General features: G+C 69.6%; 14 protein-coding genes. 1 reads left to right on the top strand and 13 read right to left on the bottom strand.

What is annotated here, in order from left to right:
* Positions 1 to 11 precede the first annotated feature (11 nt).
* From GPA27_RS15010 to GPA27_RS14975, 8 genes are all read right to left on the bottom strand, one after another.
* Positions 12 to 227 carry an AlpA family transcriptional regulator gene (locus tag GPA27_RS15010; RefSeq protein ID WP_050417989.1) on the bottom strand — a complete coding sequence of 72 codons (216 nt, stop codon included), beginning with the start codon at positions 225 to 227 and terminating at the stop codon, positions 12 to 14.
* Between the two features lie 121 nt (positions 228 to 348).
* Positions 349 to 1,080, bottom strand: a complete 732-nt coding sequence (locus GPA27_RS15005; RefSeq protein ID WP_050417990.1) for a hypothetical protein — start codon at positions 1,078 to 1,080, stop codon at positions 349 to 351.
* A 738-nt stretch (positions 1,081 to 1,818) separates the two neighbouring features.
* Entirely contained in the window at positions 1,819 to 2,349 is a 531-nt protein-coding gene (locus GPA27_RS15000) for a superoxide dismutase family protein (protein WP_169141419.1), read from the bottom strand.
* Positions 2,350 to 2,464: 115 nt separating this feature from the next.
* Positions 2,465 to 3,436, bottom strand: a complete 972-nt coding sequence (locus GPA27_RS14995) for an alpha-ketoacid dehydrogenase subunit beta (protein WP_169141418.1) — start codon at positions 3,434 to 3,436, stop codon at positions 2,465 to 2,467.
* 10 nt (positions 3,437 to 3,446) lie between these two features.
* Positions 3,447 to 4,412: a thiamine pyrophosphate-dependent dehydrogenase E1 component subunit alpha gene (locus tag GPA27_RS14990; RefSeq protein WP_169141417.1), complete on the bottom strand. Its 966-nt coding sequence runs from the start codon at positions 4,410 to 4,412 to the stop codon at positions 3,447 to 3,449.
* Between the two features lie 138 nt (positions 4,413 to 4,550).
* Entirely contained in the window at positions 4,551 to 5,924 is a 1,374-nt protein-coding gene (locus GPA27_RS14985; protein ID WP_169141416.1) for a GAF domain-containing protein, read from the bottom strand.
* Positions 5,921 to 6,445 carry a hypothetical protein gene (locus GPA27_RS14980; RefSeq protein WP_169141415.1) on the bottom strand — a complete coding sequence of 175 codons (525 nt, stop codon included), beginning with the start codon at positions 6,443 to 6,445 and terminating at the stop codon, positions 5,921 to 5,923. The genes GPA27_RS14985 and GPA27_RS14980 overlap by 4 nt, the downstream gene beginning before the upstream one ends.
* A 144-nt stretch (positions 6,446 to 6,589) precedes the next feature.
* Positions 6,590 to 7,090, bottom strand: coding sequence for a flavin reductase family protein (locus tag GPA27_RS14975; RefSeq protein WP_169141414.1), 501 nt, complete (start codon positions 7,088 to 7,090; stop codon positions 6,590 to 6,592).
* A 144-nt stretch (positions 7,091 to 7,234) separates the two neighbouring features.
* On the opposite strand from GPA27_RS14975, the gene mutY reads away from it, so the two are divergent.
* Positions 7,235 to 8,329 (top strand): A/G-specific adenine glycosylase, encoded by a 1,095-nt coding sequence (mutY, locus tag GPA27_RS14970; RefSeq protein WP_169141413.1) that lies wholly within the window; start codon positions 7,235 to 7,237, stop codon positions 8,327 to 8,329.
* Between the two features lie 117 nt (positions 8,330 to 8,446).
* Here mutY and GPA27_RS14965 read toward each other — a convergent pair whose 3' ends face one another.
* From GPA27_RS14965 to GPA27_RS14945, 5 genes are all read right to left on the bottom strand, one after another.
* A complete protein-coding gene (locus GPA27_RS14965; protein ID WP_169141412.1) occupies positions 8,447 to 9,079 on the bottom strand; it encodes an LON peptidase substrate-binding domain-containing protein in 633 nt (210 codons plus the stop codon).
* Entirely contained in the window at positions 9,079 to 9,711 is a 633-nt protein-coding gene (locus tag GPA27_RS14960) for a flavin prenyltransferase UbiX (protein ID WP_169141411.1), read from the bottom strand. The genes GPA27_RS14965 and GPA27_RS14960 overlap by 1 nt, the downstream gene beginning before the upstream one ends.
* A 26-nt stretch (positions 9,712 to 9,737) precedes the next feature.
* A complete protein-coding gene (locus tag GPA27_RS14955; RefSeq protein ID WP_169141410.1) occupies positions 9,738 to 10,898 on the bottom strand; it encodes an ABC transporter substrate-binding protein in 1,161 nt (386 codons plus the stop codon).
* 44 nt (positions 10,899 to 10,942) lie between these two features.
* Positions 10,943 to 14,272: a bifunctional diguanylate cyclase/phosphodiesterase gene (locus GPA27_RS14950; RefSeq protein ID WP_169141409.1), complete on the bottom strand. Its 3,330-nt coding sequence runs from the start codon at positions 14,270 to 14,272 to the stop codon at positions 10,943 to 10,945.
* 297 nt (positions 14,273 to 14,569) lie between these two features.
* Positions 14,570 to 15,487 (bottom strand): branched-chain amino acid ABC transporter permease, encoded by a 918-nt coding sequence (locus GPA27_RS14945; protein ID WP_169141420.1) that lies wholly within the window; start codon positions 15,485 to 15,487, stop codon positions 14,570 to 14,572.
* Between the last annotated feature and the right edge of the window lie 40 nt (positions 15,488 to 15,527).

Here is a 15,527-nt window from a genome sequence, read left to right as displayed (position 1 = left end):
CGGAACGAGGATCAGATGCGCTCACTGCGGCGCTCGGCGATCCACTGCTCGATCTCGAGCGAGTCCCACCCGACAGCACGAATTCCAAGACGTATGGCTTTCGGAAACTTGCCCGACTTCATCAGGTTGTAAATGTGGGCGCGCTTGAAGCCGGTCTTGGCTTCGACTTCCTCGCGGCGCAGGATGCGGTGCTCACCCGCAGGCAGCGGAAGTGGCTTATCCGACATGAGGGGCACTCCTTAGCGCTTACTGGCGCATGTTTGGCGTAACCCGTAATTGACAGGAACCCCGGGGGAAAGAACACCGCAAATGCGGTTTCTGCGACCGCAGATTGGGGCTTGACGCCCTTCAGTGGCTCGCTGCCTGCAACCTGCGGCGGGCCTGAGCAAACTTGGCCTGCAGCGTGCGCTCGGTGATGCCCATGAGGTTGCCGTGATGGGCGATCAAGGCGCTGATGATCGCGTCCTGGCTGTTGAAACTGGAGTATGGAGCCCCGGAAGGGGTGCGTCCGAGCATCAAGGCCAGCATCGTGCCGATGATGTTCAGATAAGTGGTCTCGCCACGATCACTGAGGGGGCACAGGGTGCAATTGAGATTCGGAGATCCTTGCTTCTTCTGCTGCTCTTGAAGCTGATGCAACTGATGGCGACATTGCTCGAGCTGGGACTTCAGCGCTTCCCGTTCGACCAAGAGCGCATGACCCGCCTCCAGGGTGATCACCGGGTGGGCGATCCTCTCGTGACGGGAGAAGAGGAACGCCGGCCGCTGCTCCGGATAGCTTCGTAGCATCCACCGCTTGAGGTCGACGTGGCGAACGGTCAGCTCAGGCGAGTCCCACAGGGACTTGTCGCTCATCGTAATCCCGTTCAGTCCGTAAGGCAGCTCGCCGTGGAAGATGGCATCGTAAATGCGATCGGTATACAGGCGGAGTTCATTGCAGCGCGGGCAATTCAACGTCTCAGGCAAGCGCCCGGACCTGACAGCCGCGAGGATGTCATCCCTGAACCGATACAACCCAGCCCATCGGATGGCTGCATCGATGGGCCGGTAATACACCTCCGAAAGCGAACTCCCTTGCATGTAGTTGCTCCCTTGTAACTGCTACCCCCACAAGGGCTCCTGGCTGCCCCGGCCGTGGCCAGTGCTTTGAAATCGCGTCAGCGGTACGATGACGCTATGCAGCCCTGCGCGGAAGGATCGGGCTTCATCGCGAATACCGCGACCAGATCGGGCTCGGTGTCGGCGTTGCATCCGGTGCTACCCCGGGGTAGCCAACGTAGGACCTTGACGAGTGGTCGGTAATCGCACGCAGGTCGACTCCGGCGTCCGCAAGATGGGGGGCTACGCCTCTGTTGCCGCGCATGCAATCATCATGATCGCGCGAAGCGCCGGCAAGACCGGCTGAGAATGAACTGATCTCGCGGCGATCTATGACACTGCGATATCCCGCAATGCGAAGCTTCACGTCGCCCAATGTCAGGCAAAAGCGCCGTGGGTCAGACCTGATCGGTATGCTGATAGCCTGAAAAGGAATCGCGCCGCAGGAGGTATGAGCGTTCAACGGGGGGCCAGGAAGGCAGCCCGTGCGCTGGCTGTCCATGGCTGAGGATGGCCCGCCTTGGAGCGAAGACGTTGCCTGCTTTCCGACTAGCGGGGTAAACTAGTCCATGAGCCAGTCCAATGGCTGGTTTGGGTTTGGAAAAATCGATTATGACTCAACAACTTGGGAGTCGGATTCGATTCCCATCGCCCGCTCCAGATTCCCCAGGAAGGGCCCGCCATCTGCCGGGCCCTTCGTCTTTTTGCGGCGCGCTTCGCCTACTTCAGGCGCGCGATCACGCCGCACGCGACGCGCGCGCCGGAGTTGCCGGTCGGCTGGGTGGTGAAGTCGTCCGGAGCGGCGTGCACGATGACGCCGCGACCGACGATGCTGCCCTTGCCCTTGCCGCTGATCGTCAGGCCCTCGAGGGTCGTGCCGAACCTTGCGTTGCCGTTCGCATCGGCGACCAGCATCGGCATGTCGCCGAGGTGGTGATCGCCTTTCGCCGGGTCGCCGTGTGGCTTGCCGGTCGGGTTGAAATGGCCGCCGGCGCTGGTGGCGTCGGGCGCGGAGCAGTCGCCCTGCTCGTGGATGTGGAAACCATGCTTGCCGGGCGAGAGGCCCGTCACGCTGGCGTCGATGACCACGCCGCCGTCGACTTCGGTGAATTTCACCATGCCGGACGCGCTATTGCCCTTGGTCGGGGCCAGGGGCGCTTCCGCGGTGATCGGCCCGCCGACGCCGAGGTTGCTGCAGGCGGCGACGAGCAGGGTTGCTGGCAGTAACGCGCTGAGGGTGCGGGATTTCATGTTTTTCTATCCTTTCTCGAATGGAGGATGTCGTGTGTCCGGCATGGCGGCCGGCCATAGTCCATCATGGACCATCGATACAGCGAAAGGAATAGCTTCACGCCGCCCGGCGGCCTCAGGCATATGCGCGCGCGCCGACGAGTTCGCGCGCCGCGGCGACGATCGCGTCGGCCTGCGGCACGAAGGCCTGTTCGAGCGGCCACGACGAGGGCGCGGGGGTGTCCGGTCCGGTGAGGCGGCGCACCGGCGCCTGCAGCGCGTCGAAGGCGTGTTCGGCGACCAGCGCGGCGACTTCGGCGCCGACGCCGCACAGGCGGCTCGCCTCATGCACGACGACGACGCGCCCGGTGCGACGGACCGAGGCGAGTATCGCGGCCTCGTCGAGGGGCTTCAGCGAGCGCAGGTCGATGACCTCGGCGGAGATGCCCTGCCCGGCCAGCGTGTCGGCGGCGGCGACGCAGTAATGCACGGTCTTCGCGTAGCTCACGAGGGTCACGTCGCGCCCTGCGCGCAGCGTCGCGGCGCGCCCGAGCGGGACGAGGTGCTCGGCGGCGGGCACCTCGCCGGACTGGTAGCCGAGCGCGAGGTCCATGAAGAACAGCACCGGGTTGTCGTCGCGGATCGCGGCCTTCAGCAGGCCCTTGAAGTCGGCCGCGGAGGACGGCATCACGACCTTGAGTCCGGGGCTGTGCACGAACCAGGCCTCGACGTTGTGGTTGTGCTGCGCGCCGACCGTCCAGCCGGCGCCGCTCATCGCCAGCACGACCAGCGGGAACTTGAACTGGCCGCCCGACATGTAGCGCAGCTTGCCGGCGCTGTTGACGATCTCGTCCATCGCGAAACACAGGAAGGGCGCGAACAGCAGGTCGACGATCGGGCGCAGGCCGCTCGCGGCGGCGCCGACCGCGGTGCCGGCGATGATGCCTTCGGCGAGCGGGGTGTTGCGCACGCGCGCCGCGCCGAATTCGGCGACGAGCTCGCGGCGCTTGGTGGCGACGCCTTCGCCGAACATCAGCACGGATGGGTCGCGGCGCATTTCCTCGGCGATCGCCTGGGAGATCGTACCGTTGACGGTGATCACGGGCATGGCGGGCTCCTTAGGCGTAGACGTCGGTGAAGAGTTCGGCGGTGTCGGGATAGGGCGAGGCGTTCGCGAAGGCGACGGCCTCGTCGATGAGGGCGCGCACGCGCGCGCGGATCTGCGCGAGGCGCGCGTCGTCGAGGCGGCCGTCGGCGCGCAGGCGGTTGGCGAGCAGCTCGATCGGGTCGCGCGCCTGCCAGGCGGCGAGTTCGGCGGGGTCGACGTAGAACTGATCGTCCGGCTCGTAGTGGCCGCGGGTGCGGTAGGTCAGGGTCTCGAGGAAGGCGGGCTCGCCGGTCGCGCGGATGCGGGCGGCGAGGCGTGCGGCCGCCGCATGCACGGCTTCGGCGTCGTTGCCGTCCACGGTCTCGGCGACGAGCCCGTGCGCCGCGGCCCAGTCGCGCACGTGCGCCATCGGCATGGTCTCGCGCCGATGCACGAAGGCCTGCCACTCGTTGTTCTCGCACACGTAAAGGATGGGCAGCTTCCACACCACGGCGAGGTTCAGCGATTCGTGGAACACGCCCTCGCAGGCCGCGCCGTCGCCGAAGAAGGCCGCCACGATGCCGTCGTCGCCAGGCGTCATCGTGCGTGCGAGCGCCACCCCCGGCGCGAGCGAGAGTTCGCCGCCGACGATGGTCGAGGTGAGCACGACGCCCAGCTCGGCCGCGGAGATGTGCAGCGAGCCGCTCTTGCCCTTGCAGTAGCCGGTGCGCTTGCCGAGCACCTCGGCGATCATGCGCCCGGGATCGGCGCCGCGGGCGAGGAGGTGCCCCGCACTGCGGTGGTTGGTGAGGATGCGGTCGCGCGGGGTGAGCGCGCGCACGACGCCCGCGGCGGCGGCCTCCTGGCCGACCGAGGTGCAGGTGCCGGGGGCACTGCCGCCAGCCGCGATGCCGACGAGGGCCTCCTCGTAGGCGCGGATCAGCATCATCGTCTCCAGCAGCGCGAGCGGGGACGGGGCTTGTTCGCTGTGTTGCATGTGTCGCCTCCTGATGTCCGGCGGCCTGCCCCGGAAGGGCCGGGGGCCGCGTGAGGACACTCTAGGCGTGCGCAGCGCCCCGTGGACGGGGCTTAAGAGACTCTTAGGATTCGCTGAGGGAAGATTTAGGAAGCCGGCTCAGCAGCACGCGTCGTCGGGTCGCGCACCGCCATGCCCGGCCTCGACAAGGGTCAGCGGACGCGACGCGGTGAGCAGCAGGCGGCCGCGGCCGGCCTTCTCGAGGCGCACGCAGGCCTCGCGCTCGTTGAGGCGGCGGCGCAGCAGGATCAGGCGCGCCTCGAGGTTGTCGGAAAGATCCGGCAGGCGGATGCGCGCGTCGAGGCGCAGCTCGCGGTTGCTGAAGGTGCTGCGGCCGGTGTCGACATGGTCGCGCACCAGCGCCCAGAAGATCGAGCCGGCCACGCCCTTGATCAGGTAGTCGTCGTCGAGGAAGACACTGTCGTCCCCGGCGTAGTGGCGCACGACGACCGGGCGGCCTGCGGAGGACTGCGGCGGCGGTTCGGGGACGAGCACCTCCTCCTGCCACTCGCTCGCCTGCTGCAGCGCCAGCGTCACCGCGCCGAGCTGGCCGGCGAGCGCGACCAGCGCGTCCTCGTCGTCGTAGCCGAAGCGCAGGTTGTGCGGGCTTTCGACATACAGCACGCCGAGCAGGCGCCCCGCGGCGCGGATCGGCACCGCGAGCTGGCTTGCGGAGTCGGCGAGGCCGGGGAGCGGGATCTCGGTCTCGAGCGCGTCGGCAAGCCCGCTCGCCTCGGTTGCGGCGCGGATCGCGCGGCCGTAGGCGTACTCGAGCGTCGCGTAGCCGATGCGGATCGGCGTGCCCTCGCGCGCGGCGACGCCGATCACGCCCTGCCCCAACGGAATCTCCGAGCCGACGCCGGACGCCTCGTAGCCGCGGCTCGCGATCGTGTACAGGCGCGTGCCCGAGCCGTCGAGCAGCAGCACCATTGCGTGGCGGATGTCGAACTGCGCTTCCAGCCCGGCGAGCGTCTCGGCGAACAGCAGGTCGAGTTCGCGGCAGCACGCGATGCGCGCCGACACCGCGCGCAGCGCGGCGAGCAGGCTCGCCCGCGGGGGCGGCGGCGCGAGCGCGGCGCCGGGGATGCGTTCGATCTCGGAGACGCGGTAGATGTCCGAGCCGAGCAGGCGGAACACGCCGCTCATGCCGGTATGCGACGCGATGCCGGCGAGCTTGGCCTTCATGCGCTCGAACAGCGGGCCGGCGGTTTCGGTGCGCAGGTAGCGCAGGCGCAGGCGGAAGCGCTCGCCGGTGTGCGGGTGCGTGACGATCAGGCGCGCCTCGGGGTTTTCGAGGATGTTGCGGCGCGTGGTGTTGAAGAACTGGTAGGACAGCGCGATGTGCCGCCCATCGACGTATTCGGTCTGCGACAGGTAGGCGACGTTGGGCGTGCCGTCGGCCGCGCAGGTCGCCATGATCCCCGGCACCGCGCCTTCGAGGCATTCGCGGATGGCATCGAGCCGCTGCGTCATTTCGCGTTCGCGAGCGGTTGGCCGGCGCGCGGGCCGGGCGTCTGGTCGAAGGCGGCGCAGGGCGTAAAGGCGAGCGCGACGACGTCGCCGCCGCCGCTGTCGATCAGCGCGTGCGTGAACAGCGTGCCGAAACCGATCGCCCCGAGTTCCGCGGTGAAAGCCGTACGGTAGCGCTCGACGCGTTCGCGGTCGCCGGGCTCGAGCGACTCGACGACGGCGTCGCGGCCCTTGATCTGCAGCGTGCGGTGGCTGTGCGGTTCGCTGAATACGACGGCGAGGCGCCGCGTGGCGCGCACGTCGTCGAGCAGTTCGCGCGACTGGTCGGCCACGACGAAGACGCTGATGCGCGAACGGTCAGGGGCGATGCGGCAGCCGATGCCGCGCGTGATGCTGGGCAGCAGGTCGGCGCCGGACGAACCGACGCTGATCGACACGCCCGCGGTCGCGATGAAGGCCGCATGATCGGCGTCGATCGGCGATTCGGGAACGGCGGAGGGAGCGGAAAGCGGCTGGTCGGGCATCCGGTCGCAGGCGATCGCAGGCGTTTTGGGGTCGGTACCCTTCCACGGCGGGCACGGCGTTGCCGGTCGTGCGCCGGCTTACTGGACAGTATAGTTCGCCCAGCCGCGGGCGCCGCCCGGAGAAAACGTCAGCGAATCGGGACCTCAGCCCGCGCTGAGGCGGCGATAGGCGCCAGCATGGTAGATGAGCGGGGCGCGGTCCTCGCGGTCGAAGCGCACGACTTCGGAGATGAAGACGAGGTGGTCGCCGCCGTCGTGGCGCACGGTGTTGCGGCACTCGAAGCGCGCGCAGCAGTTCTTCAGCAGCGGCACGCCGTACAGGCCGTCGTCGATGTCGAGACCGGCGAACTTGTCGTCCGAGCGCGTCGCGAAGAGCTGCGACAGGTGCTGCTGGTCCTCCGCGAGCACGTTCACCGCGTAGTATTCGCAGGCTTCGAACACCGGCAGGCTGGCGAGGTGGCGCGACAGGCTCCACACGATGAGCGGCGGATCGAGCGACACGGAGTTGAAGGAATTGACCGTCAGGCCGATCGCCTCGCCGCTGGGCGCGCGCGTCGTGACGACGGCGATGCCGGTGGCGAACATGCCGAGGGTATCGCGGAAGGCGCGGGTGAAATCCTGATGGGTGACGGGGGGCTGGGACATGGTCGGTTCTTGTGATCGGCGCCAGCCCCTCTCGAAGGCGGGCGCGAATTGGACGGGACCGGCGATTATCGCTGCGCGCACCGCGCAGGGCAACGCGGCAGGTGCGGAAGCATAACCGGGAAAAGGAAAAGGACTGGGGAAGGAATGGACGGGACGACGAGGGACAGCGACTTCGCGCCGCGGCTGATCGCATGGCACCGCGGGCACGGGCGGCACGACCTGCCGTGGCAGAACACGCGCGACCCGTACCGCATCTGGCTGTCGGAGATCATGCTGCAGCAGACCCAGGTGGATACGGTGATCCCGTACTACGCGCGCTTCCTCGCGCGCTTCCCGGACCTCGCGCGCCTCGCCGCCGCGCCGGTCGACGACGTGCTCGCGCTGTGGAGCGGGCTGGGCTACTACGCGCGGGCACGCAACCTGCACCAGGCCGCGCAGGCGGTCATGACGCGGCACGACGGCGAATTCCCGCGCCGCGCCGCGCAGATCGCGGAGCTGCCCGGCATCGGCCGCTCGACCGCGGCGGCGATCGCGGCCTTCGCCTTCGGCGAGCGCGGGGCGATCCTCGACGGCAACGTCAAGCGCGTACTGTGCCGCGTGTTCGGCATCGCCGGCTTTCCCGGCGAGCGCGCGGTCGAGCAGCGCCTGTGGGCGCTCGCCGAGGACCTGCTTCCGCAGTCGGAGATCGGCACCTACATCCAGGCGCAGATGGACCTCGGCGCGACCCTGTGCACGCGCGCCCGTCCCGCCTGCGGACGCTGCCCGATGGCGGAGATCTGCGTCGCGCTGCGCGAGGAGCGCGTCGGCGAACTGCCCGCGGCGCGCCCGAAGAAGGCCGTGCCGCAACGCCACGCGCGCGTCGCAGTGATCGTGGCCGACGGCGCGGTGCTGCTCGAACGCCGGCCGCCGACGGGGATCTGGGGCGGGCTGCTCGCGCTGCCGGAGATTCCGGAACAGGAGCCGGACGCGGCACGCTGGTTGGCGACGCGCTACGGCCTCAGCGCACATGCGACGCGCCCGCTGGCAGTGCTGAACCATGCCTTCACCCATTTCCGCCTGGAGATGACGCCCGTGCTCGTCGAGGTCGCGGGCCGCGGACACGTCGCCGCGGACGACGACCACCGCTGGCTGGCGCTCGATGCGCTCGCGGACGCGGGTCTGCCGACGCCGGTGCGGCGCATCCTCGGCGATGTCGTCGACGGGCCGAAGGAGACGCCGCAGCGCGAGCTGCCCTTGTGAGCGCCGTAGGGCGGATGAGCCGAAGGCGTTATCCGACGAATGCGCAGTATCGACGGTATGCATGTGGCGGAAGGCGCTTCGCTTTTCCGCCCTACGACTCAGCGCCGCCGCCGTGCCTCAGCTACCTTTAGGCTGCTTCATGCGCTCCGCGAGCAGGCCGCGCTGGTCGAGGAACTGGCGGACGATCTCCAGCCGGTCCGTCGGATCGTCCAGTTCGAGCAGCGCCTGCTTGGCCTGCGCCGGGATCGGCAGCACCTCGGCGAAGCGCAGCCCGACCCAGCCGGCATCGTCGAAATCGTGCGGTTCGGGCAACCGTTCGACGCCCGCATCCTCGACGATCGCGCGCAGCAGCGCGACCAGCGGCAGGCAGTTGTCGGGAATGGCCCGGTGCGGCGCCTCGGCGAGCCACTCGACCTCGCCGAGCAACAGGCTGTTGGCGCCGAGCTCCGAGCGCAGGACACGGTAGCGGCACTCGCCGCGCACGACGAGGTCGAGCGTGCCGGGTTTGGCCATGTCCCAGTCGACGATGCGCGCGCTCACGCCGACCTCGTAGGGCCGCGCCGGCGCACCGACCTCGCGGCCTTCCGCGATCAGGTTCACGCCGAACACCGAGCCGTCCTTCAGGCAGCGCGTCGCGAGGTCCATGTAGCGCGCCTCGAACACGTGCAGCGGCAGCAGCGCACCGGGGAAGAGCACCGTCTGCAACGGGAAGAGGGGTAACAGCGGCGACGACTGCGCGGCATCTTCCATCACGCGCCCTCCCCGCCCGTCTCGCCCCAGCGCTGCATCAGGCGGTGCGGCACGCGGATCTGGTCGAGCACGCGCGCGACGACGAAATCGACCATCTCCCCGACCGTCTGCGGGTGGTTGTAGAAGCCCGGACTGGGCGGCAGGATCACGACGCCGAGGCGCGCGAGCTTGAGCATGTTCTCGAGGTGGATGGCCGAGAACGGCGTCTCGCGCGGCACCAGCACGAGCTTGCGGCCTTCCTTGATCGCGACGTCGGCCGCGCGCTCGATGAGGTTCTGGCTGAGGCCCGCGGCGATCGCGGCGAGCGTGCCCATCGTGCATGGGCACACGACCATCGCGTCGGCGGGGTTGGAGCCGGACGCGAGCGGCGCGAACCATTCCTCGCGGCCGAACACGCGCAGCTGGCCTGCCGCGGCCTTGAAGCGCGCGGCGAGCTGCGCCTCGACCTCGGCCGGGCGCGAGGGCAGCTCGAGGTTCATCTCCTGGCGCGCGACGATCTGCGCGACCTGCGAGTACAACAGCCACACCTTGCAGCCGGCTTCCAGCAGGCATTCGACGAGACGCATCCCGTAGGGCATGCCCGAGGCGCCGGTGAAGGCGACGGCGACGGTCTGCGGGGCGGCATGGCTCATCGGGACGGGGTTCTCACTTCGGGTTCTCACTTCAGGTAGTCGCTCAGGATCACCCAGCGGCCATCCCGGATCTGCGCGATGCGGCCGTGGCGGTTGCCGAGGTGGTCATCGCGACTGAAACGATACTCCGGGGCGCCGAAGAAGTCGCGCGGGGTGTGCAGCGACTCCAGCGCGGCGGTGAAGCGCTCGACGGTGAGCTCGCGCCCGGCCTTGTCGGCGGCCTTCACGAACAGGTCGGCGACGCCGTAGCCCATCACGCTCCACACGTTCGGCGCGGCGCCGAAGCGCTCGCGGTAGCGGCGGATCCAGTCGGCGAGCTGGCCGTTCGCGCCCGCCTCGTAGGGATGCGGCAGCACGGTGACGCCGTACAACCCCTCGACCGCCTTGCCGCCCAGCTCGTGCGTCTGCGCCGAATAGCCCGACGCGGTGACCAGCATGTCGACGTTCCAGCCGGTGCGGCGCGCCTCGGCGACGGCCGCGACGGTCTCGCGCACGACGGTCGCAAGCACGACGAAGTCGCAGCCCGCACCGCGCAGGCGCGCGATCTGGCTGGAGAAGTCGGTCGCGCCGCGCTTGTAGCTGGTCTTCTCGACGAGCGGCTGGCCGAGCTTCGCCAGGCCCGCCGCGACACCCCTCATCACCTCCAGGCCGTAGTCGTCGTCCTGGTACAGCAGGCAGGTCTTGCGGTAGCCGTGCGTCTGCACCATGTGGCGCGTCGCCGCGTCCATGTAGTCCTGGTAGGGCGCGAACATCTGGAACTTCAGCGGGTGGCGCGGCGAGTAGGTCGATTCGTGCGGCGAGAACGGGAAGAGGTGCGGCCGGCCGGCGTCGACGATCAGCGGCATGGTCGCCATCACGACCGGCGTGCCGAGATTCGCGAGGAAGGCGAAGACCTTGTCACGCTGGATCAGCTTGCGCGCCGCGAGCACGCCCTTCTTCGGGTCGTAGCCGGCGTCCTCGACGACGAGGCGCAGCTTGCGGCCGTGCACGCCGCCGGCGGCGTTGGCGTCGTCGAAGCGCATCTGCATGCCGTCGCGCACCGGCACGCCGAGCAACGCGATCGGGCCCGACAGGTCCTGGATGCTGCCGACGACGATCTCGCGCTCGCTCACGCCCGGCACCTGCGCCGCGGCGACGCCGGCGACGGCCAGCAGCAGCGGGGCAAGGATGCGGCGGCTGAGCTTCATGGGTCCTCCCGGCGCGGCCAGCGGCGCCCAACAAGGGGCGATTATCAGTGCAGCACGCCCTCGGCCGCCATGCGCAGCGCGAGGTCCGCCGCCGGCATCGGCCGGCCGATCAGGTAGCCCTGCAGGCAATCGCAGCCCAGGCGGCGCAGGAAGTCGCGCTGCGCTTCCGACTCGACCCCTTCCGCGGTGACCCTGAGGTCCAGACTGTGCGCCATGTTGATGATCGCCTCCACCAGGCTCGCATCGTTGCGGTCGTCGGGGCAGTCGCGCACGAAGCTGCGGTCGATCTTCACGACGTCGACCGGGAAGCGCTTGAGGTAGGACAGCGACGAGAAACCGGTACCGAAGTCGTCGAGCGAATAGGCAATGCCCTGGCTGTTGATCTCGCGCATGCGCGCCTCGGCCTCCTCGCTGCTGCCCATCAGCACCGATTCGGTGATCTCCAGCATCAGATGCTGGCGGCCGTCCTCCCCGTCTGCCAGCAGCGAGCGCACCAGCTCGGGCAGGCCGGGTTCGCGGAACTGCACGCTGGACACGTTGACCGCGATGCGCAGCGCCGGGTAGCCCGCCTCGCGCCACGCGCGCGACTGGCGCACCGCCTCACCCAGCGCCCATGCGCCGATCGGCACGATCAGGCCGCAGTCTTCGGCCACCGCGATGAAGTCGCCCGGAGCCACCAGCCCGCGCCGCGGATGCTGCCAGCGGATCAGCGCCTCGGCACCGACGATGTGCCCGCTCGCGGTATTCACGATGGGCTGGTAGTGCAGCACGAACTGCTGCTGCTCGATCGCGGCGCGCAGGTCGTTCTCCAGCTGCACGCGCGCCAGCGCGTCGGCCTGCATGTGGTGCGCGTAGAACTGTGCGCGGTTCTTGCCGGCCTGCTTGGCCTTGTACATCGCGATGTCGGCGTTGCGCAGCAGGGTCTGCACGTCCGCGCCGTCGTCGGGGAACACCGTGATGCCGATGCTGCCGGAGATGTGATGGCGCGCATTGCCCAGCTGGAAGGGCTCGCGCAGCACCGCGACGAGCTTCTCCGCGACCGCGTGCAGGTCCTCCATGTCGCGCTGGTCGTGCAGGTCGTGCACCACCACCGTGAACTCGTCCCCGCCCAGGCGCGCCACCGTGTCCTGCTCGCGCACGCTCGCCTTGAGGCGGCGCGCGACCTCGATCAGCATCTCGTCGCCGACGTCGTGCCCGAGCGAATCGTTGATCCACTTGAAGCCGTCGAGGTCGAGGAACATCAGGCCGACCTTGCCGTCGTGCCGCCGCGCCTGCGCCAGCGCGTGCTGCAGGCGGTCCTGCAGCAGGCTGCGGTTGGCCAGGCGCGTGAGCGGATCGAAGTTCGCCTGGTGCCAGATCGCCTCCTCCTGCTGCTTGCGCTCGGTGATGTCGCTGAACAGCGAGACGTACTCGGCGACCGTGCCGTCGTCGTTGCGCACGGCGGTGATCGTGAGCCACTGCGGATAGATCTCGCCGTTCTTGCGGCGATTCCAGATCTCCCCCTCCCACGCGCCCCCTTCGGCAAGACGGCTCCACATCGTGTCGAAGAAGGCCGGGTCGTGACGCCCGGACTTGAACATCGACGAGCGGTGGCCGATGACCTCGTCGACCGCATAGCCGGTGATCGCGCAGAAGGCCGGATTCACCGAGGTGATCACCCCCTGCGCGTCGGTCGTCATGATCGCCTGGCTCGATGCGTTGTACACCACCAGCGCCTCGCGCATGTGCTCCTCGTAGCGGCGCCGTTCGGTCACGTCCTGCACGATCGAATACAGCAGGCTGCGCCCGCCGAGCTCGATCGGGCCGCTCGCGACCTCGACGTCGCGCACCTCGCCGCTGGCGAGACGGTGGCGGAACTGGAAGAAATCCGACGCGCGCGCCCGCGCACGCGCCATCTCCTGCAGCACCTCCTCGCGCGACAGGATATTGATGTCCGAGATCCGCATGCGCGTCAGCGTCGCGTGGTCGTAGCCGTAATACGCACACGCCTTATCGTTCGCATCGACGATGGCACCGTCGGCCGGGTCGATCACCAGCATCACCACCCGGCTGTTGGCGAACAGCGCCCGATAGCGCGTCTCGCTCTCGGACAGCGCGCGCTCCATGCGCACCCGCTCGGTGATGTCGCGCGCCAGCGCGATGAAGCCCGCGGGGCCGTCGGCATCGTTCAGGCGGCTGATCGAGGCGCTGAAGTAATGCACGCCGTCGGCCAGGTCGAGCGCATATTCGGTCTGCCGCGGCACCCCGTCGGCCGCGATCGCGTCGATGGTCGCATCGAACTTCGCCGCGGCCTCGGGCGGCAACGTCTGCGCATAGGGGCGCCCGACCAGATCCTCGACCGGAGCGGCGAGCAGCCGCGGTTCCGGCGCATGGCACTCCACGACCCGCCGGTCCTCGTCGATCAGCAGCATCTTGTCGGGCAGCGACGTGATCAGCGCCGCCAGCCGCGCCTCGCGCGCCGCCAGCTCCGCCGTCCGCTCGGCAACGAGCCCCTGCAGGGCGCTGCGGTGCTCGCGCAGCTGCACCAGGCTCGTCGCCAGCCAGCCCAGCGCGACGCACAGCACGGTCGCGACGGCAATGTCGAAGGGCAGGGCTGAACCGTCCTTCCACCCCGCGACGGGCGCGACGCCCAGCGTCCACACCGCGTTAGGGACCTCGATCGCGTGCTCGACCGGCGCGATCAGCGGCCGGGCAGACGAGGCGGCGATGACCTGCCTCTCCCCCGTATCCGGATGGGTGCGCCACAGTTTGTAATCGAAGCGATACTTTTCGACCGAAGGCAGCAGCGCCGTCGTCAGCACGTCGGGAAAGCGGATCACGACCGCGACGAAGCCCCAGAACGCCGGCTGCCCGCTCTCGTCCGGCAGATACACCGGCAGGCGCCCCACCGCCCCCATGCCGCCCTGCTTCAGCGCGAAAGGACCGGCCAGCGTCAGCTTGCCGGTGTCGCGCGCGAGGAAGGCCTCGCGGTTGCGCGTCGGATCGGCCAGCAGGTCGTGTCCGATCACGCCGGCGTTCTCGGCCAGCGGCACGATCTGCCGCACCACGCCCGCCGGCGCCAGCGCCAGTGCCGACGCGCCTTGGTAGAACGGCAGCATCTGCTCCGCCAGCGCCTCGAAATTCGGGATGCTGCCCTCGCCCTGGCGCACAAGCGCCGCCAACGCATAGGTCACCGCCAGCGCGTGCTCGATGTTGCTGCGCAGGTCCTGCGCCTCGTCGAACAGCGTATTGGCCACCTCCGCGCGGCGGATCTCGATGCGCTGACGCTCGAAATCCGAGATCAGCACGGCCGCGACGAGCGCGGCGACCCCGAACACGAGCAGTCCGACCAGCAGCGCGCGCCGCCGGCGGGCGAATGCCGACAGGCTGGTCATCGCCGCCTCGATCCCGCCCTTCCCCGCCGGACGGCGGACCGGGGGACGGAACTGGCGTTCGCGGGACGACGCGTGGCCGGGACACCGATCATGCTTGCAGGCCCTCCCGCATCGACTGGATTGTAATCAAATGCTACCGCCGGTACGCGTCTTCCACCAGTGCACGGTTGCACGTTATCTGGGCGGCGATCGAATTCCTCCGTTCTCCCTGTGTTCGTCGAAGGGCAATCGCAGGGCTTAGACAGTCCCGGCCCGAACGGTAGCGGGTTGCCGGGTTGATCGCGGCGCGGGAAACGCTCAGCGCGATCCGGCCAGGCCGCCGGGGCGCAGCAGCACCAGAACGACCAGCACGCCACCGAACAGCGCGGTCTCGATGCCCGCGGCACCGGCCAGCCCCGGCGGCAGGCGCTCGACCGCGAGCGACACCGCCTGCGGCAGCGCCACCACCACCAGCGCGCCCCACAGCGCGCCGGCGAGCTGGCGCGCGCCACCGATGAAGGCCAGCATCAGCAGCTCGAAGGACAGCATCAGGCCGAACTGTTCCGGGCTCACGAAGCCGATCCAGTGCGCATACAGCGCGCCGGCCAACCCGGAAAGCCCGCCGCCCAGCACGAACGCGAGCGTCTTCGCGCGCGCGACGTCGATGCCGGCCGCCGCCGCGGCGACCTCGTCCTCGCGCACCGCGCGCCACGCCCGCCCCAGCCGCGACGCCACCCAGCGCCGGCAGGCGAGCCACGCCAGCGCCAGCGCGACGCCTGCGACCAGCGCCTGCGCGGGCGACGTGTCCGCCACCCATCCGCCGAGCGCCAGCGACGGCACCGCGAGACCCGCCGCGCCGCGGGTCAGCGACTCCCAGCGCACCAGCGCCTCCTCGACCACCAGCGCGAAGGCCAGCGTGCTCATCGCGAAATACAGCCCGCCCAGGCGCCGCGCCGGCAGGCTCGCCAGCCATCCGCCGGCCGCGGCGAGCGCGACGGCCGCCGCCAGCGACAGCGGCGCCGGCACCCCGCGCAGCGCAAGCAGCGCCTGCGCATAGGCCCCCAGCCCGAGCAGGGCGCCCTGGCCCAGCGAAACCTGGCCGCACTGGCCCACCACGAGGATGACGCCCAGCCCGGCGATCGCCCACGTCGCCACGAAGGCGGCCTGCGCGAGCGCGTAGTCCGCGCCCAGCGCCCACCCCGCGAGCGCGCCAAGGACCGCCAGCGCCGCCGCCACGGCGAACGGGCGCCGGGTGTCGCGCGCGCCGTCCCTGCCG

The sequence above is a fragment of the Aromatoleum toluolicum genome (genome assembly GCF_012911005.2).
In the GTDB taxonomy this organism is placed as follows: Bacteria; Pseudomonadota; Gammaproteobacteria; order Burkholderiales; family Rhodocyclaceae; genus Aromatoleum; species Aromatoleum toluolicum.
Note: the sequence above shows the minus strand (reverse complement) of the source record. Positions and strands in the feature narration are given on the sequence as shown.